Below are 26,039 nucleotides of genomic sequence, written 5' to 3' on the forward strand. Positions count from 1 at the left end.
TAAATGGCACTGCGTAATAGTACGTGGCCAAGATTCTGCTTATTAAGGTTAAGAATACTGTGTATTAAGAAGAAAGGGTACGAATCAGGTTCGAATAATCTTCTTTAATGTCGTGGCTCTCTTCACGCAGCTGAGCAATCTTACGACAAGCATGCAGTACCGTCGTGTGGTCACGACCACCGAATGCATCGCCAATCTCAGGCAAGCTGTGGTTTGTTAGCTCTTTCGCCAGTGCCATCGCCAATTGGCGTGGACGAGCAACAGAACGAGAACGACGCTTAGACAATAGATCAGCGACTTTGATTTTGTAGTACTCGGCTACTGTCTTTTGAATGTTATCAATAGTGACCAGTTTTTCTTGCAGTGCAAGTAGGTCACGCAGTGCTTCACGCACGAAGTCAATCGTGATCGGACGGCCAGTGAAGTTTGCATTGGCAATAACACGGTTCAATGCGCCTTCCAGCTCACGAACGTTAGAGCGCAGGCGCTTGGCAATAAAGAACGCCACTTCATCCGCAAGGTGAATTTGGTGGTCTTCTGCTTTCTTCATCAAGATCGCAACACGCGTCTCAAGCTCTGGTGGCTCAATCGCAACCGTCAAACCCCAGCCGAAGCGAGATTTAAGACGATCCTCTACCCCGTTGATCTCTTTTGGATAACGGTCAGACGTTAGGATGATCTGTTGGTTACCTTCAAGCAGCGCGTTAAAGGTATGGAAGAACTCTTCTTGAGAACGCTCTTTATTGGCAAAGAATTGGATGTCATCTATAAGCAATGCGTCAACACTACGGTAGTAGCGCTTAAATTCTTCGATCGCGTTGTTTTGCAGGGCCTTTACCATATCCTGAACAAAACGTTCTGAGTGCATGTAAACCACTTTCGCATTTGGCTTATTATCAACAATGGCGTTACCCACCGCATGCAACAAGTGCGTTTTACCTAAACCAGTGCCGCCGTATAGGAACAACGGGTTGTAGGCTGTTCCTGGGTTATCAGAAACCTGACGTGCCGCAGCCAAACCCAGTTGGTTCGACTTACCTTCAACAAAGTTATTGAACTTATGTTTTGGGTTCACGTTTGAGCGGTGATTCAAATCAACCGCGACAGGCTCTTCATCACGCCAAATATTATGGACAGGCTTGCGAGCTTGTAATTGCGCAGGTGCTGATGACTCAGCGGCCACATCGGCTGCAGTACGAGTCTGAGTCGGTGCTGGTGTCGCAGGCTTTGGTGCAATCACACGCTTGCTTCCCACTTCAAAATGAAGATGTGGGATATCGTTGCCGCAATATTCTTGCAGCAAACGGTTAATGCTATTTAGATACTTATCACGAACCCAATCGAGTACGAAACGGTTCGGTGCAAATAGAGTTAGAGTATTGTCATTGAGCTCCGCTTGTAACGGACGAACCCACATACTGAATTCTGTAGCTGGTAACTCTTCTTGAAGCTGTTGCAAACACTGCAACCAAAGCGAAGATGACACGGTGCCCCCACTCTATTTAAGTAATATGAAATGACTGCTAATTTTACCTGTTGATAAGTCAGATCACCAGCAATTGATCACAGATCCAGTGAATAAGATCCAAGTTATTCACAATAAATTTGTAATTAATCGGTGGATCCACACATCTTGCCCCTAATTTACTCACACAATGATCCACTTATGCCCGGATCCTTGCTAGTTATCCCCAAATTGGGAATTCAATCTGGTTATGGTTAATAACATCTGGTTATTTATTCTATTGAGCATTTTCCCAGTAACATCCAACCCTATAAATATAAGGAGTTACCAAATGAATAACTGGATTAAGGCTGCAATTGCGGCTATCGCACTCTCTGCTGCTACTGTTCAAGCTGCGACTGAAGTTAAAGTCGGCATGTCTGGTCGCTACTTCCCGTTTACGTTCGTTAAGCAAGACCAGCTACAAGGTTTTGAAGTAGATTTATGGGATGAGATCGGTAAGCGTAACGATTACAAGGTTGAATACGTAACGGCAAACTTCTCTGGTCTGTTTGGTCTTCTTGAAACGGGTCGCATCGATACTATTTCAAACCAAATTACAATGACAGATGCACGTAAAGCGAAATACCTATTCGCAGACCCATACGTAGTAGACGGCGCACAAATTACCGTTCGTAAAGGTAATGACAGCATTAAAGGTATCGAAGACCTAGATGGTAAGACGGTTGCGGTAAACCTAGGCTCAAACTTTGAACAACTGCTTCGCAGCTACGACAAAGATGGCAAGATCAATGTGAAAACCTACGATACAGGTATTGAACATGATGTCGCATTGGGTCGTGCAGATGCATTCGTAATGGATCGCCTATCAGCATTAGAGCTTATCAAGAAGACAGGTCTACCATTACAACTAGCTGGTCAGCCATTCGAAACCATTGAAAACGCTTGGCCTTTCGTGGACAACGATAACGGCAAAAAACTGCAAGCAGAAGTAAATGAAGCATTAGCAGCAATGCGCGCAGATGGTACGCTAGAAAGTATCTCTCAGAAATGGTTTGGTGCGGACATTACTCAGAAGTAATTACTCACTTTCTCCATTCAAGGCCCACTGCTTTATACAGCGGTGGGCTTTTTGCTTTTGTGCACTGATTAAAAAACCTGATAGAACAGTACTTACATATAGAACAACACTTCCAATAAAAATACGAGATAGATTATGGGATTTGACTTTAATTACATGCTAGAGCTGTTGCCGATACTACTAAAGTATTTAGGCACCACGATGGAGATGGCGACTTGGGGCTTGTTCTTTGCTCTGATCCTGTCTCTGATACTGGCGAATATTCGTGTATTCAAAATCCCAGTACTCGACCAACTGAGCCAGCTTTACATTAGCTTCTTCCGAGGCACACCACTGTTGGTGCAGCTGTTTCTCCTTTATTACGGCTTACCACAAGTCTTCCCGTGGATGGTTGGATTGGATGCCTTCAGCGCCGCTGTGATTGGCTTAACCCTGCACTTTGCCGCGTATATGGCAGAAAGTATTCGTGCCGCGATTATCGGTATTGATCGCAGCCAGATGGAAGCCAGCCTTTCGGTCGGTATGACAACCAGCCAAGCGATGCGCCGAGTGATCTTACCGCAAGCAACTCGCGTGGCACTGCCATCATTGATGAACTACTTCATCGACATGATCAAGTCGACTTCACTAGCCTTCACCCTAGGTGTCGCCGAAATCATGGCTAAAGCTCAGATGGAGGCTTCTTCTAGTTTCCGCTTCTTCGAAGCTTTCTTAGCGGTAGCGCTGATTTACTGGGGCGTGGTGGTTATCCTCACTCGTATTCAAATTTGGGCCGAAGTGAAACTGAATAAGGCGTATGTACGATGATCAAATTACAAAATATCCACAAGCAGTTTGGTGACACCGAAGTTTTGAAAGGGATCGACCTAGAAATCAAGCAAGGTGAGATAATTGTCATCATAGGTTCAAGTGGGACTGGTAAATCTACTTTACTGCGTTGTGTGAACTTTCTAGAGCAAGCCGATCAAGGCACTATTTCGATTGATGATATTAATGTCGATGCTCAGAAACACACCAAAGCAGAGGTGCTGGCACTGCGTCGTAAGACCGGTTTTGTGTTCCAAAACTATGCCCTGTTCGCTCACCAAACCGCGAGACAGAATATTGCTGAAGGTTTAATTACCGTTCGTGGTTGGAAAAAGCAGCAAGCCCATGAAAAAGCACAACAAATACTTGATGATATTGGCTTGGGAGACAAAGGTGAGAGCTACCCAGCCGCGCTCTCTGGTGGCCAGCAACAACGGGTGGGTATTGGCCGTGCAATGGCACTACAACCCGAGCTTTTACTGTTTGATGAGCCGACTTCAGCGCTCGATCCTGAGTGGGTTGGCGAAGTTCTTAACCTAATGAAAAAACTGGCAAATCAGCATCAAACCATGCTGGTGGTTACCCATGAAATGCAGTTCGCTAGAGAGGTCGCAGACCGAGTGATCTTCATGGCTGACGGCCATATTGTTGAGCAGGGATCTCCACAGGATATTTTTGGTAATCCACAGGATCCTAAATTAAAAAAATTCTTAAATAAGGTTGGGATCGACTAAGGATCCTTGTGATTTTAGTTATTCTACGTATAATCCCCCGACCGGAATTTTAGTTAACCCAATCATTGACACTTTTTGTGACAGTGATTACAATTCCGCCTCTTTGTTGAGAGGCGTCGGTTTTCCTTTCTTATATAAAGAAGAGAAAAAATGCCCACGCCGGGTTTAACAAAAACCTAAAACTACTGATCAGTAAGGTAATTACAAATGAAACGCACTTTTCAACCTACAGTTCTAAAGCGTAAGCGTACTCACGGTTTCCGTGCTCGCATGGCTACTAAGAACGGTCGCGCAACAATCAATGCACGTCGTGCAAAAGGCCGTAAGCGTCTTTCTAAGTAATCTTTGATTATTTTGAATAAGCTAGCCTTCGGTCGGGAGTTACGCTTGTTAACTCCCGAACATTATCAAAATGTCTTCAAGCAAGCTCATCGAGCTGGCTCCCCTCATTTCACCATCATTGCCCGAAATAACTCTCTTTCAAATCCTCGTCTTGGATTAGCCGTTCCGAAAAAGCAGATTAAAACCGCCGTGGGTCGTAATCGATTCAAGCGTCTTACTCGTGAAAGCTTTCGTAACACTCAACACAAACTTCCTAACAAAGATTTTGTTGTAATCGCTAAGAAGAGCGCGCAAGATTTAAGCAATGAAGAAATGTTCAAGCTACTCGACAAATTATGGCTTCGCCTGTCTCGCCCTTCGCGTGGATAGCGCTAATACCCATCTATTTTTATAGATGGTTTATTAGTCCACTCATCGGCCCACGCTGCCGATTTACTCCAACCTGCTCTTTATATGCGATAGAAGCGTTGAAAGCTCACGGTTTTGTAAAAGGGTGTTGGTTATCAGGCAAACGTCTATTAAAATGCCATCCTTTGAACGAAGGGGGCTTTGACCCCGTTCCACCAGTCCAAAAACAAGACAGAGATAAATAACGATGGATTCTCAACGTAATATCCTGTTAATCGCATTGGCTTTGGTTTCTTTCCTACTGTTCCAACAATGGAACGTAGCTCAGAATCCAGCACCACAAGCGGTTGAGCAGGCACAATCTGGCAGCACCCTACCAGCGCCATCTTATGCAGATGATCTAGACCCGGCTCCTGGTCAAGTTTCTTCTTCTGCTAAAACTATCACAGTAACAACTGATGTACTGACTCTGTCAATTGATACGGTTGGTGGTGATGTCGTTAAAGCAAACCTAAACGATTACTCTGCTGAGTTCGATTCTGAAGACACTTTTGTTCTTCTTAAAAACGAACCTGGTCACCAATTTATCGCTCAAAGCGGTCTAGTGGGTCCTCAAGGTATCGATTTAAGCAGCACAAACCGCCCAAGCTACACAGTTTCAGCAGACAGCTTCACGCTTGCTGATGGTCAGGATGAACTACGCATCCCAATGACTTACCAAGCGAACGGCCTTGATTACACAAAAACATTCGTACTTAAACGCGGAAGCTACGCGATTGACGTTGAATACGATGTAATCAACAACTCTGGCAATAACGCAACATTCGGCATGTACGCTCACCTACGTCAAAACGTTATGGATGACGGTGGTAGCCTAACAATGCCAACTTACCGTGGTGGTGCTTACTCTACGGAAGATACGCGTTACAAAAAATACAGCTTCGACGATATGCAAGATCGCAACCTGTCTCTTAACCTAGCAAACGGTCAAGGTTGGGCAGCGATGATTCAGCACTACTTTGCAAGTGCTTGGATTCCACGCGACGAAGCAGGCAGCAACCTTTACACTCGTGTCATTGGTAACCTTGGCGACATCGGTGTTCGCATGCCGAACAAAACCATTGCTACTGGCGACGAAGCAAGCTTCAAAGCAACGCTTTGGGTTGGTCCTAAACTTCAAGACCAAATGGCTGCTGTTGCACCAAACCTAGACCTAGTAGTTGACTACGGTTGGTTATGGTTCATTGCTAAACCACTTCATACTCTGCTTTCATTCATTCAAGGCATCGTTGTGAACTGGGGTCTGGCAATCATCTGTCTAACTTTCATCGTTCGTGGTGCTATGTACCCACTAACGAAAGCTCAGTACACGTCTATGGCGAAAATGCGTATGCTTCAGCCTAAGCTGACTGCAATGCGTGAGCGTATTGGCGACGACCGCCAACGCATGAGCCAAGAAATGATGGAGCTTTACAAGAAAGAGAAAGTAAACCCACTAGGTGGCTGTTTACCTATCCTTCTGCAAATGCCTATCTTCATTTCGCTATACTGGGCACTAATGGAGTCTGTTGAACTGCGTCACTCACCGTTCTTCGGTTGGATTACTGACCTTTCTGCACAAGACCCATACTACATCTTGCCACTTCTGATGGGTGCTTCAATGTTCCTAATCCAGAAGATGAGCCCGACAACTGTAACGGATCCAATGCAGCAGAAGATCATGACCTTTATGCCGGTTATGTTCACATTCTTCTTCCTGTTCTTCCCTTCAGGTCTAGTTCTATACTGGCTAGTATCGAACATTGTAACTCTGATTCAGCAAACGCTTATCTACCGCGCGCTGGAAAAGAAAGGCTTACATTCTAAGTAAGTTCGATAATAGAAAGAGATAAAGAAAGGCGACCAAAAGGTCGCCTTTTTGTTTTTAGCTGATTACAATTCAGCTAATTGATTAATCGTGAGCGCCCCTTTTTGGCTTTCACATGCTAGCAGGCACAACTATGACTACAGATACGATTGTTGCTCAAGCGACTGCACCCGGCCGTGGCGGCGTCGGTATTATTCGCGTTTCAGGCCCACAAGCAGCCCAAGTTGCGCTTGAAGTTACCGGCAAAGTACTGAAACCACGTTACGCTGAGTACACCCCTTTTAAATCTCACGATGGTTTAGAGCTAGACCAAGGTATCGCGCTTTACTTTCCTAACCCGCACTCGTTTACTGGCGAAGACGTATTAGAGCTACAAGGCCACGGTGGTCCTGTGGTAATGGATATGCTCATCAAACGCATCCTTGCGATTCCAGGGCTACGCGCAGCACGCCCAGGTGAGTTCTCGGAGCGTGCCTTCTTGAACGATAAGATGGATCTAACCCAAGCAGAAGCGATTGCCGACCTCATTGATGCCAGTTCAGAAGAAGCGGCGAAATCAGCCCTGCAATCGCTGCAAGGTGAGTTCTCAAAACGCATTAATACGCTTGTGGACTCTCTGATTCACTTACGCATCTATGTTGAAGCCGCTATCGACTTCCCAGAAGAAGAGATTGATTTCCTTGCTGACGGTAAAGTAAGTGCTGACTTACAAGCTATCATCGACAATCTTGAAGCGGTTCGCCAAGAAGCCAATCAAGGTGCAATTATGCGTGAAGGCATGAAGGTGGTGATTGCAGGTCGTCCTAATGCCGGTAAGTCGAGCTTACTGAATGCATTATCGGGTAAAGACTCCGCGATTGTGACTGATATTGCTGGTACCACCCGTGATGTACTGCGTGAACATATCCATATTGATGGTATGCCACTGCACATTATTGATACCGCAGGCCTGCGTGAAGCCTCGGATGAAGTCGAAAAAATCGGTATTGAACGCGCTTGGGAAGAAATTACTCAAGCCGATCGCGTTTTATTTATGGTCGATGGCACCACTACCGATGCAACCGACCCGAAAGATATCTGGCCCGATTTCGTTGATCGTCTGCCGAATAATATCGGAATGACCGTGATTCGTAACAAAGCCGATCAAACAGGTGAAGATCTCGGAATTTGCCATGTTAATGATCCAACTCTGATTCGACTATCAGCAAAGACTGGGCAAGGCGTTGATGCACTGCGTAATCATTTAAAAGATTGCATGGGCTTTGCGGGTGGCAATGAAGGTGGCTTCATGGCACGTCGTCGCCACTTAGATGCCCTAGAACGCGCATCTGAGCACCTAGATATTGGTCAGCAACAGTTAGAAGGCTATATGGCAGGTGAAATCTTGGCAGAGGAGCTGCGTATAACGCAGCAACACCTTAATGAGATTACGGGTGAGTTCAGCTCCGATGACCTACTCGGCCGTATCTTCACCTCTTTCTGTATTGGTAAATAACCCTTAAAGGCCGGCTCATGCTGGCCTTTTTCTTTAGTAAGGACAGCTTAATGATCCACATTATTACAGGTAGCACCTTAGGTGGTGCTGAGTACGTTGGCGATCACCTTAATGATCTTCTTGAAGAACAAGGTCATGAGATAACCCTTCATAATCAGCCTGAATACGATGATATCCCCCAACAAGGCTTTTGGTTGCTGGTGACTTCAACTCATGGTGCGGGTGAATTTCCAGATAATATTAAGCCGTTTATTGACGCATTGACCCAGCAATCTCCAGATTTAAGCCAGATTCGCTTTGCTGTCGTGGCGCTGGGTGATTCGAGTTACGATACCTTCTGTTTGGCGGGAAAATCAGTCCACAGCCAGATGAAAGAGCTCGGTGCTCAGCCTATTTCTGACTGTTTTACTATCGATGTATTGGAAACTCCGGTACCAGAAGACGCAGCAGAAGCCTGGTTTAACGATCATAGCGACCAGTTTTAACCTCTCTCTTTTCTCAAAAAGCGGCTTATGCCGCTTTTTTTGTCTCTGAACATCGCGATTGTGAATAACTTTTTTTCAAAAACATCGAAAATTAGCGATCTATTTTCAATTTCTGCTGTGGATAAGATCATACATATACGGTGATTAACCTATAGTTATCCAAATAACAAGTTTTAGGCTAATTTCCTCCTGTGAATAAGTAGCCATTTTGATCCCAGCTAATCCTCATCCTGATCAAAGTTAGATCACATCGTTTGATCCAAAAAAGATCCATGATCTCGTTGATCATTTTCGACTTATCCACAGATACCCTCGATCCTAATAATAGATCTAATAAAAGATCTCCTTAAAGATCTTATCTATATTAATTAAAAACAGCTTTTTCGAAAAATCCCAAAAACGTTTTCTCAGGCTATGAAAACAGGTAGAATATCGCTCCTTTTTATCAATCTAGAAAACGTTTGAATACCTGAGGTCGGTTCATGCTTTATCACGAAAAATTTGACGTCATCGTTGTTGGTGGTGGCCATGCAGGAACGGAAGCCGCACTCGCATCTGCACGTACTGGTCAAAGTACGTTATTACTTACTCATAATATCGATACACTAGGACAAATGTCTTGTAACCCAGCCATTGGCGGGATCGGTAAGGGCCACTTGGTAAAAGAGGTCGATGCAATGGGTGGATTAATGGCGCAAGCTATTGATCATGCAGGTATTCAGTTCAGAACATTGAATGCATCAAAAGGCCCTGCGGTTCGTGCTACTCGTGCACAAGCTGACCGCGCACTTTACAAAGCCTTTGTTCGCAACGTTCTTGAAAACACGCCAAACCTGACTTTGTTCCAACAGTCGGTTGATGACTTGATCGTTGAACAGGATCAAGTGGTAGGTGTGGTTACACAAATGGGTCTTAAGTTCCGCGCAAGCGCTGTGGTTCTGACTGTGGGCACATTCCTAGGCGGCAAGATCCATATTGGTATGGAAAGTTCTTCGGGCGGCCGTGCTGGCGATCCACCATCGATCGCACTGGCTGACCGTCTTCGTGATCTTCCATTCCGAGTTGATCGCCTGAAAACAGGTACACCTCCTCGTATCGATGCGCGTAGCGTTGATTTTTCTGAGCTTGAGGTTCAGCACGGTGATAACCCGACACCTGTTTTCTCGTTCATGGGTAGCCGAGCTCAACAACCTCGTCAAATTCCATGTTACATCACGCATACCAATGAAAATACGCATGACGTGATTCGCGCCAACCTTGATCGCAGCCCGATGTACGCAGGTGTGATTGAAGGAATTGGTCCTCGTTACTGTCCTTCGATTGAAGACAAAGTAATGCGTTTTGCTGACAAGAACAGTCACCAAATTTTTATTGAGCCCGAAGGTCTAACGACTCATGAGCTATACCCGAATGGTATCTCTACCAGTCTGCCGTTTGATGTACAGGTTCAAATTGTTCGTTCGATGAAGGGTTTTGAAAATGCTCATATCGTTCGCCCTGGCTATGCGATTGAGTACGATTTCTTTGATCCTCGCGACCTTAAGCTGACTTACGAAACTAAGTTTATCAAAGGTCTATTCTTCGCGGGTCAAATCAACGGTACCACTGGCTACGAAGAAGCAGCAGCACAAGGCCTGATGGCGGGTCTGAACGCAAGTTTGTTTACTCAAGGCAAAGAAGGCTGGAGTCCGCGTCGTGACCAAGCTTACATGGGCGTGCTTATTGACGACTTATCTACCATGGGTACCAAAGAACCTTATCGCATGTTTACGTCTCGTGCGGAATACCGTTTGCTGCTTCGTGAAGACAATGCCGATATCCGCTTGACTGAAAAGTCGCGTGAACTTGGCCTAGTCGACGATGCTCGTTGGGCTCGTTTCAACGAGAAGATGGAAAACATGGAGAAAGAGCGTCAACGTCTGAAAGAGACTTGGATTAACCCAAAATCTGAAGATATTGATCAACTGAACCAAATTCTTAAAACACCAATGTCTCGTGAAGCGAGCGGTGAAGATCTTCTTCGTCGTCCTGAAATGACTTATTCACAGTTAACTGCATTGGATCGTTTTGGTCCTGCACTGGAAGATCAACAAGCATCTGAGCAAGTTGAGATCCAAGTGAAGTACGATGGTTACATTCAGCGCCAACAAGACGAAATTGAAAAATCACTGCGTCATGAAAACACCAAACTGCCTGCTGATATCGATTACAGCAAGGTAAAAGGACTTTCTAACGAAGTGGTTCTTAAATTAACGACAGCTAAGCCTGACTCAATTGGTATTGCTTCGCGAATTTCAGGTATCACACCTGCAGCAATCTCAATTCTATTGGTTTACTTGAAAAAACACGGCCTGTTGAAAAAAGGTGAGGAAGCATAATGAGCGTATTACGCGAAAAACTGGATCACCTGATTGGCCAGACTGAACTTGAAGTATCTGAAAAGCAACGTGGCCAGTTGGTTGGCTACGTTGAGTTACTGAATAAGTGGAACAAAGCTTATAACCTAACGTCAGTTCGTGACCCGCAAGAAATGATGGTGAAACATATCTTAGATAGCATCATTGTTAGCACTCACTTACAAGGTAAGCGCTTTATCGATGTTGGCACGGGGCCTGGTCTTCCTGGGATTCCGCTCTCAATCATGAATCCAGACTGCGAGTTTTACTTGCTAGACAGCTTAGGTAAGCGTATTCGTTTTATCAAACAGGTGATTCATGAGCTGGGTATCGACAACGTGGTACCGGTTCAAAGTCGCGTTGAAGAATTTCAACCAGAAGAAAAGTTTGATGCAGTGCTCAGTCGTGCATTTGCGTCAATGACAGACATGGTAGAGTGGTGTCACCATTTACCTAAAGAGCAATCCGGTGTATTTTTGGCTCTTAAGGGACAACATCCTAGAGACGAAATCGACCTGTTACCTGAATGGTGTTCAGTGACAGACATTAAAGCTTTGCAAGTGCCAGAGCTTGATGGAGAGCGTCATCTAGTTACTTTATCGCGTCAGGGATAATCAGCGAGGCCATAGTGGGTAGAATCGTAGCAATTGCCAACCAAAAGGGCGGCGTAGGAAAAACAACAACTTGCATTAATTTAGCAGCATCAATGGCGGCAACAAAACGCAAGATATTGGTTGTTGACCTCGATCCTCAAGGTAATGCCACTATGGCGAGCGGTGTCGACAAGTATCAAGTTGAAGCAACTGCTTACGATTTGTTGGTTGAAGACACCCCATTTGATGAGGTAGTTTGCCGGAGTACATCTGGCAATTATGACCTCATCGCCGCTAACGGTGATGTTACTGCGGCAGAAATCAAGCTGATGGAAGTGTTTGCTCGTGAAGTTCGTTTAAAAAATGCACTCGAATCCATTCGCAATAACTATGATTTCATCTTTATTGATTGCCCACCCTCATTAAACCTTCTTACAATCAACGCGATGGCTGCGGCCGACTCCGTATTGGTTCCTATGCAATGTGAATACTTTGCTTTGGAAGGTTTGACTGCATTGATGGATACCATCAGTAAGCTAGCGGCTGTTGTAAACGAGAACCTGAAGATCGAAGGTCTTCTGCGTACTATGTACGATCCTCGCAACCGCTTATCGAACGAAGTATCTGATCAACTCAAAAAACACTTTGGTAGCAAAGTCTACCGAACTGTGATCCCTAGAAATGTGCGTCTGGCAGAAGCCCCGAGTCACGGCAAGCCAGCAATGTACTACGACAAATATTCCGCAGGAGCTAAGGCTTACCTTGCTCTTGCTGGCGAAATGTTGCGTCGTGAAGAAGTCCCAGTATAGGTCCAACCAAAGGAATTCGCTCAATGTCTAAGCGTGGTTTAGGAAAAGGGCTAGATGCATTGCTTGCAACTAGCTCATTGGCTCGTGAAAAACAGCAAGTTGCTTCTCATAGTCAGGCGTTGTCGGCTGATGGTGAGCTTATTGAACTGGCTGTTGGTTGCTTGAAGCCTGGTGTATATCAACCGCGTAAGGATATTGCGCCTGAAGCGCTAGAAGAGCTGGCAGCATCAATTCAATCTCAAGGCATTATCCAACCGATCGTAGTTCGCCCATTGGCGCACGACCAGTTCGAGATTATTGCTGGTGAACGTCGTTGGAGAGCGGCTCGTCAAGCTGGCCTTAAACAAGTGCCATGTTTGGTCAAGAGAGTCGAAGACAAAGCCGCTATCGCGATGGCGTTGATTGAGAATATTCAGCGTGAAGATCTGAATGTTATCGAAGAAGCACAAGCGCTAGAGCGCCTACAGAACGAATTTGAGCTGACACACCAACAAGTCGCTGATGTGATCGGTAAATCGAGAGCAACGGTGAGTAACTTATTACGTCTAAATCAGCTCGAAAATGAAGTGAAAGGTTTAGTTTCCAATAAACAACTGGAAATGGGGCATGCTCGAGCACTGCTTGCGCTTGAAGGTGATACCCAGGTTGAAGCTGCAAATACTGCGGCAACCAAAAAAATGACCGTGCGTCAAACTGAGCAACTTGTCAAAAAGTGTTTAAAACCAGACGTTGAAGCTGAATCGAAGCCTGAAGACACAGAAGCTATCGAACTTTCACGAAGACTCACGGAAAAATTGCAAGCAAACGTTTCAGTTACTCGTTCTGTTAGTGGTAAGTCAAAAGTGACGATTACTCTTGATGAGCCTCACAAATTAGAGCAACTTATTGCTAAACTAGAGTACTAAATGAGATAATTGATTTAGGTCAATTATGTAATAAACAAGTAATTTCGTACAAAAGTTGTCGGTTTGTATGCAAAAATGTAAATGATTGCTGCGTTGTTATTGCAATCAATTTGGCTGAACGTATAATTTTCGCCAATTTCTCAGCACGCTTTTAAGCGAGTAGTAAAGAAGGCTTAAAAGAGGAACGAATACATGGTAGCGGCGTTAGCAAGACCAGGACGAGTGCTTGCAAAGCAAATGTTATTGATCGAGCTTAGCGCGGTTATATTAGTGGCGATAGGGTTGGGTTTAGCTGTTAATCCTGATTGGGGTTTTGCTGCATTAATCGGTGGCGGTATTTTTGTCATCGCAAATGCAGTTTTTTGTGTGTGTGCTTTCCTATTTAGTGGAGCTCGTGCAACTAAGTTAGTTGCGGCGTCGTTCTATGCAGGCGAAGCGCTAAAAATCCTTATCACAGTTTTACTATTCTCTATTGTCTACATGTATATGCAGGTGGAATTAGTTCCCCTCAAACTGACCTATTTACTGGTTCTAGGTATTAATATCTTTGCGCCAGTGCTTTTCATTAACAATAAAAAATAGGATGAGTTATGGCTGCGCCAACAGCATCCGGATACATTGAACACCACTTACAAAACCTTTCTTTAGCTAAGTTTGGTCTTGTAGAGGAGACAAGTTTCTGGAACGTACATATAGACAGTCTGTTTTTTTCGGTGTTGACAGGGATGTTATTCCTTTGGGTTTTTCGCTCAGTCGCTAAGAAAGCAACAGTAGGTGTACCTGGTAAGCTTCAGTGTTTTGTTGAAATGGTAGTGGAATTCGTTGGTGACAACGTTAAAGAAACTTTCCATGGCCGCAACCCTCTGATTGCCCCACTAGCACTGACTATATTCTGCTGGATTATCTTAATGAACTTGATGGACTTAGTGCCTATCGATTTCTTACCATATCCTGCAGAGCATTGGCTAGGTATCCCTTACTTGAAAGTGGTTCCTACAGCTGATGTAAATATAACAATGGCAATGGCTTTAGGTGTTTTTGCTCTGATGATCTACTACAGCATCAAAGTGAAAGGTCTAGGCGGATTTGCTAAAGAATTGGCACTGCATCCATTTAATCACCCAATCATGATTCCATTTAACTTGGTACTTGAGGTAATTTCGTTATTAGCGAAGCCACTATCTCTAGGTATGCGTTTATTTGGTAATATGTTTGCGGGTGAGGTGGTGTTTATTCTTATCGCGGCAATGCTACCGTGGTACTTACAATGGGTAGGTGCACTACCTTGGGCTATCTTCCATATCTTGGTTATTTTGATTCAAGCGTTTGTTTTCATGATGTTGACAATCGTTTACTTATCAATGGCTCATGAAGATAGTGATCACTAAAAAAATTTTTAAGCTTTATTCTAACTATTAATGTTAATCGGAGAACGTAAATGGAAACTGTACTAAGTTTTTCAGCAATCGCTGTTGCTATTATTGTTGGTCTTTGTGCCGTAGGTACTGCAATTGGTTTTGCTATTCTTGGTGGTAAATTCCTAGAAGGCGCTGCGCGTCAACCTGAAATGGCTCCAATGCTACAAGTTAAGATGTTCATCATCGCTGGTCTACTGGATGCTGTTCCAATGATCGGTATCGTAATCGCACTACTATTCACGTTTGCTAACCCATTTGTTGGTCAACTAGCAGGCTAATTAACTCTCAATAGTTAATTAAATTTTTGTAGTTGATTCTTAACGAGGGGTAGCTGTTGTGAATATGAACGCAACTCTGTTAGGTCAAGCAATTGCTTTTTCATTGTTTGTTTGGTTCTGCATGAAATATGTATGGCCACCAATCATGCAAGCAATTGAAGAACGTCAGAAAAAAATTGCTGACGGTCTAGTAGCCGCTGAACGCGCTGCTAAAGACTTGAACCTGGCACAAGCCAACGCTTCTGAGCAAATGAAAGAAGCAAAGCGCACTGCAACTGAGGTTATTGATCAGGCAAACAAACGTAAAGCTCAAATTATTGATGAAGCACGCGAAGAAGCTCAGGCAGAACGCCAGAAAATCTTAGCGCAAGCTGAAGCAGAAATTGAAGCAGAGCGTACACGTGCCCGTGATGACCTGCGCAAACAAGTCGCAACTCTGGCTATAGCTGGTGCTGAGAAAATCCTTGAACGTACAATCGATAAAGATGTACACGATGATCTTCTTAACAACATTACTGCAAAACTTTAAAGCAAGGGGCTGTATATGTCTGATTTGACTACAATCGCACGCCCCTATGCTAAAGCAGCGTTTGACTTTGCGGTAGGTAAAGGTGAGCTAGACCAATGGGGTCAGATGCTTACTTTTGCTGCCGAAGTGGCACAAAATGATGATGTTCATAATTTATTAAGCGGTTCTATGACTGCTGAAAAATTAGCTGAAGTATTCATTGTAATTTGTGGCGAACAATTTGATGAATTCGGTCAGAACTTAATTAAAGTGATGGCAGAGAATGGCCGCTTAATGGCTTTTCCTGATGTTTGTAAAGAGTTCTTTATACTCAAAAAAGAGTATGAGAAAGAGATCGACGTTGAAGTTACTTCAGCGGTAGAACTTTCTGAAGAACAATGCGCAGAGATCAGCAGCAAATTGGAACAGCGCTTAGCGCGCAAAGTTCAGCTGAATTGCAGTATAGATGAGACTCTACTTAGTGGAGTTATTATTCGAGCCGGAGACCTAGTCATCGATAACTCAGCGCGCAGTCGTTTAGACCGCCTGAGCGATGCATTGCAGTCTTAATGGGGATTGGAGCATGCAACTTAATTCCACTGAAATTAGCGATCTAATTAAACAACGTATTGAATCTTTCGACGTTGTTAGTGAAGCTCGCAATGAAGGTACTATCGTTTCTGTAAGCGATGGCATCCTTAGCATCCACGGCCTAGCGGACGTGATGCAAGGTGAAATGATCGAACTACCGGGTGGCCGTTACGCTCTAGCACTAAACTTGAACCGTGATTCGGTTGGTGCTGTTGTAATGGGCCCGTATGCTGACCTACAGGAAGGCATGAAAGTTACAGGTACTGGTCGTATTCTAGAAGTACCAGTAGGTCCTGAAATGCTTGGTCGTGTTGTAAACACGCTAGGTGAGCCAATTGATGGTAAAGGTCCAATCGAAGCTAAATTGACTTCGCCTGTAGAAATTATCGCACCAGGTGTAATCGACCGTAAATCGGTAGATCAACCTGTTCAAACTGGTTACAAGTCTGTTGACTCAATGATCCCTATCGGTCGTGGTCAACGTGAACTAGTCATCGGTGACCGTCAGACTGGTAAAACAGCAATGGCGATCGATGCGATTATTAACCAAAAAGATTCTGGTATTTTCTCTATCTACGTAGCTATCGGCCAAAAAGCGTCGACTATTGCTAACGTAGTTCGCAAACTAGAAGAGCACGGCGCACTAGCAAACACTGTTGTTGTTGTTGCATCTGCTTCTGAATCTGCAGCGCTGCAATACCTTGCACCGTATGCTGGTTGTGCGATGGGCGAATACTTCCGTGATCGCGGTGAAGATGCACTGATTGTTTATGATGATCTATCTAAGCAAGCTGTAGCTTACCGTCAAATCTCGCTACTACTTAAGCGTCCACCAGGTCGTGAAGCGTTCCCAGGTGATGTTTTCTACCTTCACTCTCGTCTACTAGAGCGTGCTGCTCGTGTAAGCGAAGCATACGTAGAAAAATTCACTAACGGCGAAGTGACAGGCAAGACTGGTTCTTTAACTGCTCTTCCTATCATCGAAACGCAAGCTGGTGACGTATCTGCATTCGTACCAACGAACGTAATCTCGATTACTGATGGTCAGATCTTCCTACAAACTGAGCTATTCAACGCGGGCGTACGTCCAGCTGTTGACCCAGGTATTTCAGTTTCTCGTGTAGGTGGTTCGGCGCAGACTAAAATCATCAAGAAGCTATCTGGCGGTATCCGTACTGCTCTAGCTCAATACCGTGAACTTGCAGCATTTGCTCAGTTCTCTTCGGATCTTGATGAAGCGACTAAGAAGCAGCTAGACCACGGTCAAAAAGTTACAGAACTGATGAAGCAGAAGCAATACGCTCCTATGTCTGTATTTGACCAAGCTCTAGTAATCTTCGCTGCAGAGCGTGGATACCTTCAAGACGTTGAACTTTCTAAAGTTCTAGACTTTGAAGCTGCTTTACTGTCGTTTGCTCGTGGTCAATATGCCGATCTAGCAACCCAGATCGACACAACGGGTGCTTTCAATAAAGAAATCGAAGCTGAGCTGAAGAAGCTTGTTGACGATTTCAAGGCAACCCAGACCTGGTAATTGGTAGGTGGTCTTAGGGCCACCTCATACCATTAACGGAGAGTAACGATGGCCGGCGCAAAAGAGATACGTAATAAAATCGGTAGTGTTAAAAGCACACAGAAGATTACGAAAGCAATGGAAATGGTAGCAGCTTCAAAAATGCGTCGTTCTCAAGACGCAATGGAAGCTACTCGTCCATATGCAGAAACAATGCGTAAAGTGATCGGTCATTTGGCTAATGGTAGCCTCGAGTATAAGCATCCTTATCTTGAGGAACGTGAAGCCAAACGTGTTGGTTACATCATCGTTTCTACAGACCGTGGTCTTTGTGGTGGTTTGAACATTAACTTGTTCAAGAAAGCCATGAACGACATGAAAGATTGGTCTGAGAAAGGTGCTGACGTTGAACTTGCAATTGTAGGTTCAAAAGCGACAGCATTTTTCAACAACAGCGGCGCGAAAGTAGCAGCTCAAGTTTCTGGTCTGGGCGATCGTCCAAGCCTTGAAGACCTGATTGGCTCTGTAAGCGTTATGCTGAAGAAATATGATGAAGGCGAATTAGATCGCCTGTTCGTAGTGTTCAACAAGTTTGAAAACACTATGGTTCAAGAACCAACGATCGATCAATTACTTCCTTTGCCTAAATCAGACAGCGAAGAAATGAAACGCAGTCATTCTTGGGACTACATTTATGAGCCCGAGCCAAAACCACTACTAGATGCACTATTGGTTCGCTATGTCGAATCTCAAGTGTACCAAGGTGTGGTTGAGAACCTTGCTTGTGAGCAAGCGGCTCGAATGATTGCAATGAAATCAGCAACAGATAACGCTGGTGACATTATTGATGACTTAGAACTTGTGTATAACAAAGCGCGTCAAGCGGCGATTACACAAGAACTTTCTGAAATCGTTTCAGGCGCAGCTGCGGTTTAAGCTTAGGTAAAACTAAATAGTTAGAGGATTAACGATGGCTACAGGTAAGATCGTACAGATCATCGGTGCGGTAGTCGACGTAGAGTTCCCACAGGGTGAAGTACCTCGTGTATACGACGCTCTGAATGTTAATGAAGTACAAGAACGTCTAGTTCTTGAAGTTCAGCAACAACTTGGCGGTGGCGTAGTTCGCGCAATCGTAATGGGTAGCTCTGATGGTTTACGTCGTGGTTTGACAGTTGAAAATACTGGCGCTCCAATCTCAGTACCAGTAGGTACTAAGACATTGGGTCGTATCATGAACGTCCTAGGTGACGCGATTGATGAGTGTGGTGAAATCGGTGCTGAAGAGCATTACGCAATTCACCGTGAAGCTCCAAGCTACGAAGAGCAGTCTAACGAGACAGCTCTTCTAGAAACTGGTGTTAAAGTAATCGACTTGATTTGTCCATTCGCTAAGGGTGGTAAAATCGGTCTATTCGGTGGTGCTGGTGTAGGTAAGACCGTTAACATGATGGAACTTATCAACAACATCGCACTTCAACACTCAGGCCTATCTGTATTTGCAGGTGTAGGTGAGCGTACTCGTGAAGGTAACGATTTCTACTTTGAGATGCAGGAAGCAGGTGTTGTAAACATCGAAAAACCTGAAGAATCAAAAGTAGCGATGGTTTACGGTCAGATGAACGAGCCACCAGGTAACCGTCTACGTGTTGCACTGACTGGTCTAACAATGGCAGAGCGCTTCCGTGACGAAGGTCGTGACGTTCTACTGTTCGTTGATAACATCTACCGTTACACACTAGCAGGTACTGAAGTATCAGCACTTCTAGGTCGTATGCCTTCTGCGGTAGGTTACCAACCTACACTAGCTGAAGAAATGGGTGTTCTACAAGAGCGTATCACGTCAACTAAATCTGGTTCTATCACGTCTGTACAGGCGGTATACGTACCAGCGGATGACTTGACTGACCCGTCTCCAGCAACAACGTTCGCTCACTTGGATGCAACGGTTGTACTTAACCGTAACATCGCATCTATGGGTCTATACCCAGCGATCGACCCGCTAGATTCTACTTCACGTCAACTGGATCCATTGGTAGTTGGACAAGAGCACTACGACATCGCTCGTGGCGTTCAGTCTACTCTTCAGCGCTATAAAGAGCTGAAAGATATCATTGCTATCCTAGGTATGGACGAGCTATCTGAAGAAGATAAGCAAGTTGTATCTCGTGCTCGTAAGATTGAGAAGTTCCTAACTCAGCCTTACCACGTAGCGGAAGTATTTACAGGTGACCCAGGCGTTTACGTACCTCTTAAAGAGACTCTACGTGGCTTCCAAGGTCTTCTATCTGGTGAATACGATGACATTCCAGAGCAAGCGTTCATGTACTGTGGTGCAATTGACGAAGCTATCGAGAATGCTAAGAAGCTATAAGGCTAACTAGGAGGCGATATGGCAGCAATAACCTTTCACCTAGACGTTGTAAGTGCAGAGAAACAAATTTTCTCAGGCCTTGTTGAGACGTTTCAGGTGACCGGTAGTGAGGGTGAGCTTGGTATTTTCCATGGTCATACTCCACTGCTGACCGCTATCAAGCCTGGTATGGTGCGTATTGTTAAGCAGCACGGCCACGAAGAAATTATTTATGTTTCTGGTGGTATGGTAGAAGTTCAGCCTGGTACAGCGACTGTACTGGCTGATACAGCTATCCGTGGTGAAGAGCTAGACGCAGCAAAGGCGGAAGAAGCTAAACGCAAGGCTGTGGAGAATATCCAAAATCAGCATGGCGACATAGACTTCGCACAAGCGGCCGGTGAACTGGCTAAAGCCATTGCTCAGTTACGAGTTATCGAACTGACAAAACAGCGTCGTTAATCTTTTTAAGATTATAGACTCTGAGATAAAGGCGACCTAAGGGTCGCCTTTTTGCATTTTTAGATTCTCAAAAATGCTTCTTTTACGTATCACTACTGGTTAAATGGTTATTGCGATTTAATTTTTTAACTAAAAACGGTTACAATATCAGCTTAATAAAAATAACGTTGGATAGGTTTACAATGAAGTTTAGCGCGGTCATTCTCGCGGCGGGCAAAGGCACTCGCATGTATTCAAACACACCAAAGGTTCTGCACACACTTGCAGGTAAGCCAATGGTGAAGCATGTTATCGATACCTGTAATGGTTTAGGCGCTCAAAATATCAACCTGGTTTACGGCCACGGTGGTGATCAGATGAAGGCTACTCTAGCTGAAGAATCTGTAAATTGGGCACTGCAAGCTGAGCAGCTAGGTACAGGCCACGCGGTGGATCAAGCATCTGCACATTTCGCTGATGATGAAAAAGTATTGGTGCTCTACGGTGATGTTCCACTGATCTCACCTGAAACCATTGAAAACCTATTAGACGCCCAACCAAACGGTGGCATCGCGCTACTTACGGTCGTGTTAGACAACCCAATGGGCTACGGACGTATTATTCGTCGTAATGGCCCTGTTGTGGCTATCGTTGAGCAGAAAGATGCAACCGATGAGCAGAAGCTTATCAAAGAGATCAACACCGGCGTTATGGTTGCTACTGGTGGTGACCTGAAGCGTTGGTTGTCTGGCCTAAGTAACGACAACGCACAAGGCGAATACTACCTGACTGACGTTATTGCTGCGGCTCACGATGAAGGTCGTGCAGTTGAAGCTGTACACCCAGTAAGCCCAATTGAAGTGGAAGGCGTGAACGACCGCTCTCAACTTGCTCGTCTAGAGCGCGCTTACCAAGCTGAGCAAGCAGATAAGCTATTGAAGCAAGGCGTAATGCTTCGTGACCCAAGCCGTTTTGATCTGCGTGGTGAACTGCAGTGCGGTATGGATGTTGAGATTGATACTAATGTTATCATCGAAGGCAGCGTAAGCATTGGCGACAACGTGGTTATCGGCACCGGTTGTGTCTTGAAAGACTGTGAGATCGATGACAACACCATCGTGCGTCCATACAGCGTAATTGAAGGTGCAACGGTCGGTGAAGACTGTACGGTTGGTCCTTTTACTCGTCTACGTCCTGGCGCTGACATGCGTAATAACTCGCACGTCGGTAACTTCGTAGAAGTGAAAAATACTTGTCTTGGTGAGGGTTCGAAAGCGAACCACTTAACGTATCTAGGCGATGCTGAAATTGGCCAGCGTGTAAACGTGGGTGCGGGTGCAATTACTTGTAACTACGATGGCGCGAATAAGTTTAAGACCATCATTGGCGACGACGTATTCGTTGGTTCAGATAGCCAATTAATAGCGCCTGTTACGATTGGTAATGGTGCTACCGTTGGTGCTGGCTCTACAGTAACGCGCGATGTTTCTGAAAATGAGTTAGTTATCAGCCGTGCTAAAGAACGTAAGATTGCTGATTGGAAACGTCCAACTAAGAAAAAGTAGTCCCGTAATAAACAAGATGATTTAGTTAGAGCTACTGGTTTCTTTCTAAATAGCCATCGATATAAAAAAAGAGCGAGTAATCTCGCTCTTTTTGTTTTCGTTAACTTAGGAACTAGTCTTGTTTCTCGTCAGCGACCACTCGAGAGTTGTCTGGTGTCGCGAAGTGTTCAGAAAGCTCTTTGTTCGAAACAATATAGCCAACCCACAATGCACCTAAACAAATCACAACTGCAATACCCGTTGCGCTTAGTGCTTGGCTAGCCATTGCCGCGACCAATGCACTTGATAGGCCACTGATACTGATTTGCAGACTATTTTGTAGACCAGCAGCTGTTGCTGGGCTTTGCTTGGCACTTGATAGGGCACGGTTTACTACGATTGGGTAAAGTGCGCCATTTGCTACTGCAATCAAACAGAAAGGTGCAAGTAGAGGCCAGATTGACGTTAGTTCCCACTGTGATGCGATGAAGATAAGCATTGCAGCAACACTGAACAAACCAATCAGATTTCTTAGTACCACGCCATCTCCATACTTCTTCACCGCTTGCTTACCGAAGTAACCACCCGCCATGAATGCGATCGTTTGTGGGATGAAGCTCAAACCGATGTCTTTTGCTTCGTAGCCTAATTGAGCCATGATCTCTGGCATGCCCGTTAGGTAAGCGAAGAACGCTGCAGATGCCGAAGCAAACATTAAAACATTACCCATGTAAGGCTTTGATTTAAGAAGCATCTTGATGTCTGTCTTAATCGATGTCTGTTTTACTTCAGGTGCTTCTTTTGGTTGAGCCATTGTGGTTGCAACTAGCAGTGCACCCATCAAGGTCAATGTGATGAAGATACTGTGCCAGCCAAAGCTATCCGCCAGTAACACACCTAACTGAGGTGCTAGTGCAGGAGATAACGCAACCAAAGGCATGATGGTTGCAAAAATTTGCTGGCTGCTACTTTGCGAGTAACGCTTGATAACCATGGCTTGCCAGATTACCGCCGGAGCACATACACCGATTGCTTGAATGAATCGTAGTGTCAGTAGGTGCCATACCTCGGTGCTGAATGCTAAGCCGAATGAAGCTGCCGTAAAGATAACAAGACCAACCGCCAGCGTATTGCGGTGACCATACTTGTCACTTGCCAGACCCCAAAGAAGCTGACCCATTGCCATACCGCCAAGGAATACGGTTAGAGATAGAGCAATCTGCTCCGGGCCGGTTGCGAAATCGATCTCCATTGCCTTAAATGCAGGAAGGTACATATCGGTCGCAATAAAGCCAAGCATTGAAAGAACAGCAAGGTAGACCAATTGAAATTTAGAAATATTCATAAGATGCCATTAAGCTAAAGGTAGTGATGTTTTTATCATCAAAAAAATTGTTTGATATACAGAGATGAAAGCCCCTATTTATTTATGCTGACATTCTATTTTTCAGACCTGATAAAATAAAACGCTAAAATATGTGGTTATCAATCAAAAAATTTGAAGGCTTATGTTCTCTAAATCCTCTTTAGAAATGCTCGACACAGTGGCGCGCTTGGGTAGTTTTACCGCAGCTGCTGAACAGTTGCACAAAGTACCATCGGCGATCAGCTACGGTGTTAGACAGGTTGAGCAAGAACTGGATGTGCTACTTTTCAGGCGTTTACCGAGAAAGGTAGAGCTGACACCTGCAGGTGAGTTGTTCATTGAAGAGGCTCGTGCATTGCTCAGACAGATGGAAGAGGTCAGTGCCCAGACTCGACGAGCAGCGCGTGGTTGGAAGAAAACCTTGCGCCTAACGCTCGATAACGTGGTTAAGCTCGATAAGATGAAGCCGATGATTGAAGAGTTCTACCAAACCTTTGAGTTTGCAGAGCTCCAGATCAACATGGAGGTGTTCAACGGCTCTTGGGAAGCCATTGCACAGGGCAGAGCGGATATTGTTATTGGTGCTACTTCTGCGATTCCAGTTGGTGGTGACTTTGAGGTGAAAGATATGGGGCGCTTGGACTGGGCGTTTGTGATGTCGCCAAGTCACCCATGTGTGCGAGAGCAAAACCTCAATGAAGAATTCGTGAGTCAGTTCCCTGCAATCTGTTTGGATGACACCTCTAGCGTACTGCCTAAACGCCACACCGGCCATTATGGTAACCAAAGGCGCTTGTTGTTACCTAACTGGTATAGTGCGATTGAGTGCCTTAAGAATGGTGTTGGAGTGGGCTACATGCCAAGACATATCGCTGCTCCTATTATTGAGCAGGGTTTGCTGGTGGAGAAAATCTTGCCTGAACCAAGCCCGCAGAGCCATTGTTGTTTGGTGTGGCGAAAAGACGATAACCATAAATTGATCGAATGGATGGTGAAGTACCTAGGATCGAGTGAGCAACTTCACCAAGATTGGTTGGATCATCGTAAGGCGATCTAATGATCGATTTGAAAGTGATCTTTTGGGTGCTTGGCCTGAATTGTCGCCAATAAAAAGAGCGAGTAAAAACTCGCTCTTTTTGATTCGGCCGTTAACTCTTAAGACAAGAAGAACTTGTAAGAAGGGTTATCGGTTTCGTCTTTACACTGATAGCCAAGCTCTCGTAGGTGTGTCGAGAACTGAGCCAAATCATCATCACCAAGTTCGAAGCCACACAATACGCGACCGTAATCGGCGCCGTGGTTACGATAATTGAACAGGCTGATATTCCAGTGAGTACCTAAGGTATCAAGGAATTTAATCAATGCACCTGGATATTCTGGAAACTCGAAGCTGTACAGACGTTCTTGCAGTGGCTTCGATGGTTTGCCGCCAATCATGTAGCGAATGTGCAGTTTTGCCATCTCATCATCAGACAGATCGACAACTGGGTAGCCGCCTTCACGTAGGTCATTAATGATGTGATCGAGCTCTTCTTGACCACCTTGCAGACGTACACCAACGAAGATATTCGCTAGGCTTTCGTCGTTGTGGCGGTAGTTAAACTCCGTCACCGCTCGGCCGCCAATAATATTACAGAACTCTAGGAATGCACCTTGTCGCTCTGGAATAGTCACCGCAAGTAGACCTTCTCGTTTTTCGCCCAACTCACAACGTTCAGACACATAGCGCAAACCGTGGAAGTTGGTGTTAGCACCAGACAGTACCGTTGCCAGTTGCTTGCCTTGCAGTTGGTTCTGCTCAGCAAACTTTTTGAGACCAGCCAGAGCCAGCGCTCCCGAAGGTTCAGCAATCGCACGAGTGTCTTCAAAGATGTCTTTCACCGCCGAGCAGATCTCATCGCTAGACACGGCAATGTGACCATCGATGTACTGCTGGCATAGGCGGAAGGTCTCTTCGCCAATGCGCTTAACCGCAACGCCATCTGCAAACATGCTGACCTGATCCAGTACCACTGGCTCACCGGCATCGAGAGCTGCTTTCAAGCAAGATGAGTCTTCTGGTTCAACCGCGATGACTTTAATTTCTGGCATCAGCTGTTTAACCAGCACAGCAACACCAGCAGCTAAGCCACCGCCACCAACAGGCACAAAGATGTAATCCATGTGACCATTCTGCTGCAGCATCTCCATGCCCATAGTGCCTTGTCCAGCGATCACCAATGGGTGATCAAATGGAGGCACAAAGGTGTAGCCGTGTTCAGCAGAAAGGCGTTCAGCCTCTGCCTTCGCTTCATCAAAGTTGCTGCCGTGCAGAACCACGTTACCGCCAAAGCCACGTACCGCATCAACCTTGATATCAGGAGTGGTTTTTGGCATCACAATCGTGGTTTGAATACCAAGTTTAGAACCGGACAACGCCATACCTTGAGCGTGGTTACCCGCCGATGCAGCAATCACACCAGCAGCTTTCTGTTGCTCTGAAAGGCTTGATACCATGTTGTAGGCACCACGTAGCTTGAACGAGTGGACCGGCTGACGGTCTTCTCGCTTTAGCTGAACCTGATTACCAATGCGCGCGCTTAAGCGAGGCATCTCTTGCAGAGGTGTCACGATTGCCGCTTCGTAAACCGGCGCTCTCAGGATCTGACGCAGGTAATCTGCGCCAGTTTGTTTTACGGGACTGACCGTGTCATCACTCAT

Annotated in this window: 27 protein-coding genes; 24 read left to right on the forward strand and 3 right to left on the reverse strand. The window is 45.2% G+C overall.

Annotation, left to right across the window (positions count from 1 at the left end; translation table 11 throughout):
- Window positions 1–64: 64 nt before the first annotated feature.
- Window positions 65–1,486, reverse strand: coding sequence for a chromosomal replication initiator protein DnaA (dnaA, locus tag CWO08_RS20110; protein ID WP_019825569.1), 1,422 nt, complete (start codon window positions 1,484–1,486; stop codon window positions 65–67).
- A 310-nt stretch (window positions 1,487–1,796) separates the two neighbouring features.
- On the opposite strand from dnaA, the gene CWO08_RS20115 reads away from it, so the two are divergent.
- The 23 genes from CWO08_RS20115 to glmU all read left to right on the forward strand — a co-directional run bounded on the left by CWO08_RS20115 (window position 1,797) and on the right by glmU (window position 21,994).
- Window positions 1,797–2,546, forward strand: coding sequence for an amino acid ABC transporter substrate-binding protein (locus CWO08_RS20115; RefSeq protein ID WP_009848135.1), 750 nt, complete (start codon window positions 1,797–1,799; stop codon window positions 2,544–2,546).
- Between the two features lie 135 nt (window positions 2,547–2,681).
- Window positions 2,682–3,353, forward strand: a complete 672-nt coding sequence (locus CWO08_RS20120) for an amino acid ABC transporter permease (protein WP_009848134.1) — start codon at window positions 2,682–2,684, stop codon at window positions 3,351–3,353.
- Window positions 3,350–4,087, forward strand: coding sequence for an amino acid ABC transporter ATP-binding protein (locus CWO08_RS20125; protein WP_048657813.1), 738 nt, complete (start codon window positions 3,350–3,352; stop codon window positions 4,085–4,087). The genes CWO08_RS20120 and CWO08_RS20125 overlap by 4 nt, the downstream gene beginning before the upstream one ends.
- 207 nt (window positions 4,088–4,294) lie before the next feature.
- Window positions 4,295–4,429, forward strand: coding sequence for a 50S ribosomal protein L34 (rpmH, locus tag CWO08_RS20130; protein ID WP_004735800.1), 135 nt, complete (start codon window positions 4,295–4,297; stop codon window positions 4,427–4,429).
- Window positions 4,430–4,474: 45 nt separating this feature from the next.
- Window positions 4,475–4,798 carry a ribonuclease P protein component gene (gene rnpA / locus CWO08_RS20135; RefSeq protein WP_017055478.1) on the forward strand — a complete coding sequence of 108 codons (324 nt, stop codon included), beginning with the start codon at window positions 4,475–4,477 and terminating at the stop codon, window positions 4,796–4,798.
- Complete coding sequence (gene yidD, locus CWO08_RS20140) at window positions 4,765–5,022, forward strand: membrane protein insertion efficiency factor YidD (protein ID WP_004735802.1); 258 nt, start codon at window positions 4,765–4,767, stop codon at window positions 5,020–5,022. Before rnpA ends, yidD begins: the two co-directional genes overlap by 34 nt.
- Before the next feature lie 2 nt (window positions 5,023–5,024).
- Window positions 5,025–6,647, forward strand: a complete 1,623-nt coding sequence (yidC, locus tag CWO08_RS20145) for a membrane protein insertase YidC (RefSeq protein WP_048657814.1) — start codon at window positions 5,025–5,027, stop codon at window positions 6,645–6,647.
- Between the two features lie 130 nt (window positions 6,648–6,777).
- Window positions 6,778–8,139: a tRNA uridine-5-carboxymethylaminomethyl(34) synthesis GTPase MnmE gene (mnmE, locus tag CWO08_RS20150; protein WP_048657844.1), complete on the forward strand. Its 1,362-nt coding sequence runs from the start codon at window positions 6,778–6,780 to the stop codon at window positions 8,137–8,139.
- 50 nt (window positions 8,140–8,189) lie between these two features.
- Window positions 8,190–8,624: an FMN-binding protein MioC gene (mioC, locus tag CWO08_RS20155; protein WP_102432941.1), complete on the forward strand. Its 435-nt coding sequence runs from the start codon at window positions 8,190–8,192 to the stop codon at window positions 8,622–8,624.
- Window positions 8,625–9,106: 482 nt separating this feature from the next.
- Window positions 9,107–11,002 (forward strand): tRNA uridine-5-carboxymethylaminomethyl(34) synthesis enzyme MnmG, encoded by a 1,896-nt coding sequence (mnmG, locus tag CWO08_RS20165; protein ID WP_017058802.1) that lies wholly within the window; start codon window positions 9,107–9,109, stop codon window positions 11,000–11,002.
- Entirely contained in the window at window positions 11,002–11,634 is a 633-nt protein-coding gene (gene rsmG / locus CWO08_RS20170) for a 16S rRNA (guanine(527)-N(7))-methyltransferase RsmG (RefSeq protein ID WP_017107525.1), read from the forward strand. The genes mnmG and rsmG overlap by 1 nt, the downstream gene beginning before the upstream one ends.
- A gap of 14 nt (window positions 11,635–11,648) precedes the next feature.
- The gene (locus CWO08_RS20175) at window positions 11,649–12,422 is read left to right on the forward strand and encodes a ParA family protein (protein WP_019825554.1); all 774 of its coding nucleotides are present in this window, start codon (window positions 11,649–11,651) and stop codon (window positions 12,420–12,422) included.
- A gap of 23 nt (window positions 12,423–12,445) precedes the next feature.
- On the forward strand, window positions 12,446–13,327 hold the full coding sequence (locus CWO08_RS20180; RefSeq protein WP_048662696.1) for a ParB/RepB/Spo0J family partition protein: 882 nt from the start codon (window positions 12,446–12,448) through the stop codon (window positions 13,325–13,327).
- 192 nt (window positions 13,328–13,519) lie between these two features.
- A complete protein-coding gene (locus CWO08_RS20185; protein WP_017058798.1) occupies window positions 13,520–13,909 on the forward strand; it encodes a F0F1 ATP synthase subunit I in 390 nt (129 codons plus the stop codon).
- 8 nt (window positions 13,910–13,917) lie between these two features.
- Window positions 13,918–14,715 (forward strand): F0F1 ATP synthase subunit A, encoded by a 798-nt coding sequence (gene atpB / locus CWO08_RS20190; protein WP_017632650.1) that lies wholly within the window; start codon window positions 13,918–13,920, stop codon window positions 14,713–14,715.
- Window positions 14,716–14,765: 50 nt separating this feature from the next.
- Entirely contained in the window at window positions 14,766–15,023 is a 258-nt protein-coding gene (atpE, locus tag CWO08_RS20195; protein WP_004411110.1) for a F0F1 ATP synthase subunit C, read from the forward strand.
- Between the two features lie 58 nt (window positions 15,024–15,081).
- A complete protein-coding gene (gene atpF, locus CWO08_RS20200) occupies window positions 15,082–15,552 on the forward strand; it encodes a F0F1 ATP synthase subunit B (protein ID WP_010433231.1) in 471 nt (156 codons plus the stop codon).
- Between the two features lie 15 nt (window positions 15,553–15,567).
- The gene (gene atpH / locus CWO08_RS20205) at window positions 15,568–16,101 is read left to right on the forward strand and encodes a F0F1 ATP synthase subunit delta (protein WP_108020977.1); all 534 of its coding nucleotides are present in this window, start codon (window positions 15,568–15,570) and stop codon (window positions 16,099–16,101) included.
- 13 nt (window positions 16,102–16,114) lie between these two features.
- Window positions 16,115–17,656: a F0F1 ATP synthase subunit alpha gene (gene atpA, locus CWO08_RS20210; RefSeq protein WP_010433235.1), complete on the forward strand. Its 1,542-nt coding sequence runs from the start codon at window positions 16,115–16,117 to the stop codon at window positions 17,654–17,656.
- Window positions 17,657–17,704: 48 nt separating this feature from the next.
- Window positions 17,705–18,571, forward strand: a complete 867-nt coding sequence (gene atpG / locus CWO08_RS20215; protein ID WP_016794171.1) for a F0F1 ATP synthase subunit gamma — start codon at window positions 17,705–17,707, stop codon at window positions 18,569–18,571.
- A 34-nt stretch (window positions 18,572–18,605) separates the two neighbouring features.
- Window positions 18,606–20,009, forward strand: coding sequence for a F0F1 ATP synthase subunit beta (gene atpD / locus CWO08_RS20220; protein WP_048610850.1), 1,404 nt, complete (start codon window positions 18,606–18,608; stop codon window positions 20,007–20,009).
- 18 nt (window positions 20,010–20,027) lie between these two features.
- On the forward strand, window positions 20,028–20,450 hold the full coding sequence (locus tag CWO08_RS20225) for a F0F1 ATP synthase subunit epsilon (protein WP_004735742.1): 423 nt from the start codon (window positions 20,028–20,030) through the stop codon (window positions 20,448–20,450).
- Window positions 20,451–20,632: 182 nt separating this feature from the next.
- Window positions 20,633–21,994 (forward strand): bifunctional UDP-N-acetylglucosamine diphosphorylase/glucosamine-1-phosphate N-acetyltransferase GlmU, encoded by a 1,362-nt coding sequence (gene glmU, locus CWO08_RS20230; RefSeq protein ID WP_048662695.1) that lies wholly within the window; start codon window positions 20,633–20,635, stop codon window positions 21,992–21,994.
- 112 nt (window positions 21,995–22,106) lie between these two features.
- Here glmU and punC read toward each other — a convergent pair whose 3' ends face one another.
- The gene (gene punC, locus CWO08_RS20235) at window positions 22,107–23,318 is read right to left on the reverse strand and encodes a purine nucleoside transporter PunC (RefSeq protein ID WP_108020978.1); all 1,212 of its coding nucleotides are present in this window, start codon (window positions 23,316–23,318) and stop codon (window positions 22,107–22,109) included.
- Between the two features lie 163 nt (window positions 23,319–23,481).
- Here punC and punR point away from each other — a divergent pair, with 163 nt between their 5' ends.
- Window positions 23,482–24,396: a DNA-binding transcriptional activator PunR gene (punR, locus tag CWO08_RS20240; RefSeq protein ID WP_048657821.1), complete on the forward strand. Its 915-nt coding sequence runs from the start codon at window positions 23,482–23,484 to the stop codon at window positions 24,394–24,396.
- 98 nt (window positions 24,397–24,494) lie between these two features.
- On the opposite strand, the gene ilvA is transcribed toward punR, so the two are convergent.
- Window positions 24,495–26,039: a threonine ammonia-lyase, biosynthetic gene (gene ilvA, locus CWO08_RS20245; RefSeq protein WP_102480827.1), complete on the reverse strand. Its 1,545-nt coding sequence runs from the start codon at window positions 26,037–26,039 to the stop codon at window positions 24,495–24,497.

The organism is Vibrio sp. 10N.286.48.B8 (genome assembly GCF_003050085.1).
GTDB lineage: Bacteria > Pseudomonadota > Gammaproteobacteria > Enterobacterales > Vibrionaceae > Vibrio > Vibrio crassostreae.

Coding starts and splice junctions, on each gene's coding strand:
- CWO08_RS20225 (WP_004735742.1), top strand. CDS start 20,028: ATGGCAGCAATAACCTTTCACCTAGACGTTGTAAGTGCAGAGAAACAA.
- CWO08_RS20120 (WP_009848134.1), top strand. CDS start 2,682: ATGGGATTTGACTTTAATTACATGCTAGAGCTGTTGCCGATACTACTA.
- punC (WP_108020978.1), bottom strand. CDS start 23,318: ATGAATATTTCTAAATTTCAATTGGTCTACCTTGCTGTTCTTTCAATG.
- atpG (WP_016794171.1), top strand. CDS start 17,705: ATGGCCGGCGCAAAAGAGATACGTAATAAAATCGGTAGTGTTAAAAGC.
- atpE (WP_004411110.1), top strand. CDS start 14,766: ATGGAAACTGTACTAAGTTTTTCAGCAATCGCTGTTGCTATTATTGTT.
- CWO08_RS20180 (WP_048662696.1), top strand. CDS start 12,446: ATGTCTAAGCGTGGTTTAGGAAAAGGGCTAGATGCATTGCTTGCAACT.
- CWO08_RS20185 (WP_017058798.1), top strand. CDS start 13,520: ATGGTAGCGGCGTTAGCAAGACCAGGACGAGTGCTTGCAAAGCAAATG.
- atpH (WP_108020977.1), top strand. CDS start 15,568: ATGTCTGATTTGACTACAATCGCACGCCCCTATGCTAAAGCAGCGTTT.
- yidD (WP_004735802.1), top strand. CDS start 4,765: ATGGCTTCGCCTGTCTCGCCCTTCGCGTGGATAGCGCTAATACCCATC.
- atpA (WP_010433235.1), top strand. CDS start 16,115: ATGCAACTTAATTCCACTGAAATTAGCGATCTAATTAAACAACGTATT.
- mnmE (WP_048657844.1), top strand. CDS start 6,778: ATGACTACAGATACGATTGTTGCTCAAGCGACTGCACCCGGCCGTGGC.
- ilvA (WP_102480827.1), bottom strand. CDS start 26,039: ATGAGTGATGACACGGTCAGTCCCGTAAAACAAACTGGCGCAGATTAC.
- yidC (WP_048657814.1), top strand. CDS start 5,025: ATGGATTCTCAACGTAATATCCTGTTAATCGCATTGGCTTTGGTTTCT.
- CWO08_RS20125 (WP_048657813.1), top strand. CDS start 3,350: ATGATCAAATTACAAAATATCCACAAGCAGTTTGGTGACACCGAAGTT.
- atpD (WP_048610850.1), top strand. CDS start 18,606: ATGGCTACAGGTAAGATCGTACAGATCATCGGTGCGGTAGTCGACGTA.
- CWO08_RS20115 (WP_009848135.1), top strand. CDS start 1,797: ATGAATAACTGGATTAAGGCTGCAATTGCGGCTATCGCACTCTCTGCT.
- rsmG (WP_017107525.1), top strand. CDS start 11,002: ATGAGCGTATTACGCGAAAAACTGGATCACCTGATTGGCCAGACTGAA.
- glmU (WP_048662695.1), top strand. CDS start 20,633: ATGAAGTTTAGCGCGGTCATTCTCGCGGCGGGCAAAGGCACTCGCATG.
- rpmH (WP_004735800.1), top strand. CDS start 4,295: ATGAAACGCACTTTTCAACCTACAGTTCTAAAGCGTAAGCGTACTCAC.
- punR (WP_048657821.1), top strand. CDS start 23,482: ATGTTCTCTAAATCCTCTTTAGAAATGCTCGACACAGTGGCGCGCTTG.
- mioC (WP_102432941.1), top strand. CDS start 8,190: ATGATCCACATTATTACAGGTAGCACCTTAGGTGGTGCTGAGTACGTT.
- mnmG (WP_017058802.1), top strand. CDS start 9,107: ATGCTTTATCACGAAAAATTTGACGTCATCGTTGTTGGTGGTGGCCAT.
- atpB (WP_017632650.1), top strand. CDS start 13,918: ATGGCTGCGCCAACAGCATCCGGATACATTGAACACCACTTACAAAAC.